The following is a 5,002-nucleotide window of genomic DNA, read 5'->3' as shown; positions in this document are numbered from 1 at the left end:
GGTCATGCCGCGGTCGAGCTGTTCGACCATCGAGCGCTGGATCTCCTGCCATGGGGTCTGATGATCGCGATAGGGATAACCGCCTTCGGCCTCGAGCTTGGCGCGTCGCGCCGCCAGTTCGTCGTCGCCGATCAGCAGATTGGCCTCGCCACGCTTGAGATCGATACGGATCCTGTCGCCGGTTTCCAGCAGCGCCAGCCCGCCACCGGTCGCGGCTTCCGGCGAGGCGTTGAGAATCGAGGGTGAGCCGGAGGTCCCCGACTGGCGTCCGTCGCCCAGGCACGGCAGCGAGTCGATGCCCTGCTTGATCAACGCTTCCGGCGGTTGCATGTTGACCACCTCGGCCCCCCCGGGATGCCCCACCGGGCCGGCACCGCGCATCACCAGGATGGTGTTCGCGTCGATCTCGAGCGCCGGATCGTCGATGCGCGCGTGGTAGTCCTCGGAGCCATCGAAGACCACGACCTTGCCCTCGAATGCATCGAGATCGCCGGGGTTGGAGAGATAACGACGACGGAAATCATCCGAGATCACGCTGGTCTTCATCAGCGCGGAGTCGAACAGATTGCCCTTGAGGTTGAGGAAACCCGCCGACTCCACCAGCGGGTGGTCATAGCGCAGGATGACGTCCTCGTCCTGCGTCTCCTGGCCGAAGCAGTTGGCGTGCAGCGTCTGGCCGTTGACGGTCAGCGCATCGCCGTGGAGCCGCCCTGCCGTGAGCAGTTCGTGAACCACCGCCGGCACCCCGCCCGCCCGGAAGAACTCTTCGCCGAGATAGGCACCCGCCGGCATCACGTTGGCGAGCAGCGGTATCGCGTGCCCGAGGCGCTGCCAGTCATCGTTGGTGAGTTCGATCCCGGCGTGCCGGGCGATGGCGTTGATGTGGACCGGTGCGTTGCTGGAGCCGCCCAGCGCGGAGCAGACGACGATGGCGTTCTCGAACGCTTCCCGGGTGAGGATGTCGCTCGGACGCAGATCCTCCCACACCATCTCGACGATGCGCGCGCCGGTGGCGTAGGCGACCATCGGCCGCTCCTTGTAGGGTGCGGGGATCATCGCCGAGCCGGGCAGGCTCATGCCCAGCGCCTCGGCCATGGAGTTCATGGTCGAGGCCGTGCCCATGGTATTGCAGTGCCCCACCGAAGGGGCCGAATCCGCGATTCGAGCCAGGAACTCGGGGTAGTCGATCTCGCCGGTGGCGAGGCGCTTGCGCAACTCCCACACGATAGTGCCGGAACCGACCCGCGCCTTGCCGCGCCAGCCATTGAGCATCGGCCCGCCGGAGAGCACGATCGCGGGGATATCGGCGGTGGCGGCGGCCATCAGGCAGGCCGGCGTGGTCTTGTCGCAGCCGGTGGTCAGCAGCACGCCATCGAGCGGATAGCCATGCAACACCTCGACCAGCCCCAGGTAGGCCAGATTGCGGTCCAGTGCCGCCGTCGGCCGACGCACGTTCTCGTGGATCGGGTGCAGCGGGAACTCGAACGGGACGCCGCCCGCCGCGCGGATGCCGGCCTTGACCCGCTCCACCAGTTGGATGTGATGCCGGTTGCACGGCGTCAGGTCGGAGCCGGACTGGGCAATGCCGATGATCGGCTTGCCGGAGGAGAGCTCTTCCAGCGTGATGCCGTAGTTCATGTAGCGCTCCAGGCAGAGCGCCGTGGTACCGGCGTGGTCGGGGTTGTCGAACCACCAGCGCGAACGCAGTTGGTCGGCGGTTCGGCGGGGACGTTCGCTCATGATCAGGACTCCAGAACGGGCGGATCCGGCGGCCAGGAATCGGGCAGCCGGAACGCCGTCATGCATGGGTGACTCGACGACGGGACGGTAACCTTGGCGGCCGGTCGGTACGTCGTGTTGTCACGAAGGGATTAGAGCGCCTTGGCGGCCGAGTAACCGAAATCGTCCTCGCTGCCGAGCACGTTGCGCAGGGGGCGGCCCAGCGCCGGCAGGTCGATCTCGTAGCGGTCGCCCGGTTCGACGACGATCTTGTCGGCAAAGCTCAGCGTCGCGGTCCCGAAGAAGTGCACGTGGACATCCCCCGGGCGGCGGAAATTGCGATACTTGAAGTGGTGATGCTCGAGATTGGCGAGACTGTGGGCCATGTTGCCCTCGCCGGTGAGGAACGGCTTTTCCCACAAGGTACGGCCGTCGCGGACGATACGGCTGGTGCCTTCCAGGTTGGCCGGCAGCTCGCCGACGAAGAGTTCCGGCCCGAAGCTGCAGGCGCGCAGCTTGGAGTGCGCCAGCCACAGGTAATTGAAGCGCTCGGTGACATGGTCGGAGAATTCATTGCCGATCGCATAGCCGACCCGCCAAGGCTGGCCGTCCCTGCCGACGACGTAGAGGCCGGCCAGCTCCGGCTCCTCCCCGGCATCCTGGGCGAACGACGGGCTGGGGATCTCGCTCTCCGGCGCGACCACGCAGTCGCCGTCTCCCTTGTAGCACCACTCCGGCTGCGGCCCCACCTCGCCCGCTCTCGGCTTGCCGGCTTCCACGCCCATGCGGAACATGCGCATCGAATCGGTCAACTCGCTTTCGTCGACCTTGTCGGACGGCTGCATGGCGGCGGCGTGCATCGCCGAGCGCGTATCGGCGCTGCCAAGGTGCGTCAACCCGGTCCCGGTCACCAGACAGTGCGCCGGGTCGGGATGGGTAAGCGGCGGCAACAGACGGCGCTCCTCGATCAGCCGGGCATAGTCGAGCCGGGTTTCGGTCAGCGCGGCTTCGACCACGGCGGTCAATGGCGTGCCGTCGGCGATGGCGCGCCTGGCCAGTCCGTAGACGCCCTCGTCGCCATCGACGACCTGGACTTCATGTTCGTCGATGACCACCGCCACGGTCAGGCGGTCATCGTTCAGGCACTGAATCAGGCGCATCGGCATTCTCCTTGCATCGATCATCGGTCACTGTAGCCAACGGCCTTGCGGCGGCCATGGCAGAACGCCTCGCACGTTGCCGTACGGGCCCATGCCGCCGCGACACAGCGACCACCCTTTATCATCTCCCCACTATGTTGAACATATAAAAAATAAGTACAACATAGACTTTCGGAGCAAATACGTCCGTCGCCAACCGGCGTAATCTGCATGGTGGAGCCCCCCGATCGCTGCCGTTCCGTCACCGGATTTTTGATCGATGGTATTGAAAAACGGAGATAATCACGGACTCCTCGGATCGTGATTCGGTGCCATAGTCAGACCCATGACGCGGCGCCGATTTACGCTCGTTATACCAATGTCTAGCCAATACGTTTATTGCACCCAATGGTCATAAATCATAGCTTCAGTGGGCGCCAAGTCGATTCCGTGACGGTAGAAATTCAAAACACCAACAACACCCCTCCCCAAGGAGACACGCCATGAAGACCTCAATCAACAAGCGTCATCTCGCTGGATTACTGGGATTGTCACTGCTGCTGCCGCTGCCGGCGCTGGCCGACTACCCCGAAAAACCGATCACGCTGATCGTCCCCTGGGCGGCTGGCGGCGGGACCGACGCGACCGCGCGAACCATCGCCGCCGCCCTGGAAGAGCAATTGGGCCAGACCGTCAACGTGGTCAACCGAACCGGCGGCAGCGGCGTGGTGGGACACACCGCCATGGCCATGGCCAAGCCCGATGGCTACACGCTCGGTCTGATCACCGGCGAGATCAACATGATGCACTGGCAGGGGCTGACGCAGCTGACCTACGAGGACTACACCCCCATCGCCCAGATCAACTACGACTACGCCGGCATTCAGGTGGCCGCCGACGGCCCCTTCGACTCTGTCCAGACGCTGGTCGACCAGATCAAGGCCGAGCCCGCGCGAACCTACACCGCCTCCGGTACCGGTCAGGGCGGCGTGTGGCACCTGGCCTTCGCCGGTTTCCTGCTCGACCAGGGCCTGGAAGCCGATCGTGTCTCCTGGATTCCCAGCCAGGGCGCCGCGCCGGCGATGACCGAGATGGCCGCGGGCAGCATCGATATCGTGCCCAGCTCGGTTCCCGAAGGGCGCTCGATGATCGAAGCCGGCAAGGCCAGGAGCCTGGCGATCATGGCGCCGGAGCGGCTCGATAGCTTCCCCGACGTGCCCACCCTGAAGGAGGCACTCGGCACCGACTACACCATCGGCGAATGGCGCGGCATCGCCGGCCCCAAGGGCATGGACCCGGCGGTCGTCGAGACCCTGGAGACGGCGATCGAGGACGCCTACAACAGCGACACCTACCAGAACTTCATGGCCAAGCAGGGCTTCGGTACCGAATGGCGCGGGGCGGAGGATTTCGGCAAGCTCATGGCCGAGCAGGACGAGCGCTTCGGCAAGATCGTCGAGCAGGTGGGACTGGCCAAGTGATCCCACGATCCGAACGGGAGACGACCTCATGAGAGACTTCCTGCTCGGACTGGCGTTCGTGATCGGCGGCGGCGTGGTCATCGCCGTCGCCCAGACCTACCCGACCATGCCGGCCCTCCAGTATGGCCCCTCGCTGTTCCCCTCGCTGATCGGCGGGGGAATGGTGATCGGCGGACTGGTGCTGGCGCTGACCCGGATAGGCCAACTCAGGATCGCGTTCGCCGGCCCACGCTCCCAGACGCCGCGATACGACTACCGCGGCCTGCTGATCTCGCTGCTGCCCTGCGCGCTGATCGTCTTTTACATCCTCGCCAGCGAGTGGCTGGGCGCCCCATTGTGCATGGCGCTGAGCATGCTGATCCTGATGCTGCTGCGCGGCGCCAGGCCGTGGCTCTCGCTGGTCGTGTCGCTGGTCGTCGCGGCGGCGATCTACCTGCTGTTCTCACGCTATCTGCTGATCCCGCTGCCGGAAGGCACCCTGCTGTCTCAAATCCTACCCTAGCCTGGTGATTGCTCATGGACTCCTTTCTGCAAGGCCTGGCAATGGTGTTCAACGTCCAGACGATCAGCAACGGGATCCGGGTCGAGGCGGAATTGAATTTTATGAGCACGCAGATTGGAGATAAGCTGATGACCGATCTGATGAGCACCACTCCGAGTGAC

4 protein-coding genes are annotated in these 5,002 nt (G+C 64.9%); 2 read left to right on the top strand and 2 right to left on the bottom strand.

What is annotated here, in order from left to right:
- Both AC3AYF_RS18110 and araD1 read right to left on the bottom strand, forming a co-directional pair.
- Positions 1-1,740, bottom strand: a 1,740-nt coding sequence (locus AC3AYF_RS18110; protein WP_487780135.1) for an IlvD/Edd family dehydratase, incomplete at its 3' end; no start/stop codon positions are given.
- Between the two features lie 131 nt (positions 1,741-1,871).
- Positions 1,872-2,879: an AraD1 family protein gene (araD1, locus tag AC3AYF_RS18105; protein ID WP_487780134.1), complete on the bottom strand. Its 1,008-nt coding sequence runs from the start codon at positions 2,877-2,879 to the stop codon at positions 1,872-1,874.
- 482 nt (positions 2,880-3,361) lie between these two features.
- On the opposite strand from araD1, the gene AC3AYF_RS18100 reads away from it, so the two are divergent.
- Positions 3,362-4,339: a tripartite tricarboxylate transporter substrate binding protein gene (locus AC3AYF_RS18100; protein ID WP_295041091.1), complete on the top strand. Its 978-nt coding sequence runs from the start codon at positions 3,362-3,364 to the stop codon at positions 4,337-4,339.
- A gap of 28 nt (positions 4,340-4,367) precedes the next feature.
- The gene (locus AC3AYF_RS18095; protein ID WP_295041089.1) at positions 4,368-4,841 is read left to right on the top strand and encodes a tripartite tricarboxylate transporter TctB family protein; all 474 of its coding nucleotides are present in this window, start codon (positions 4,368-4,370) and stop codon (positions 4,839-4,841) included.
- The last annotated feature ends 161 nt before the right edge of the window (positions 4,842-5,002 follow it).

Source organism: Salinicola sp. (assembly GCF_982684285.1).
This window is presented reverse-complemented; position numbering and strand designations above follow the sequence as displayed.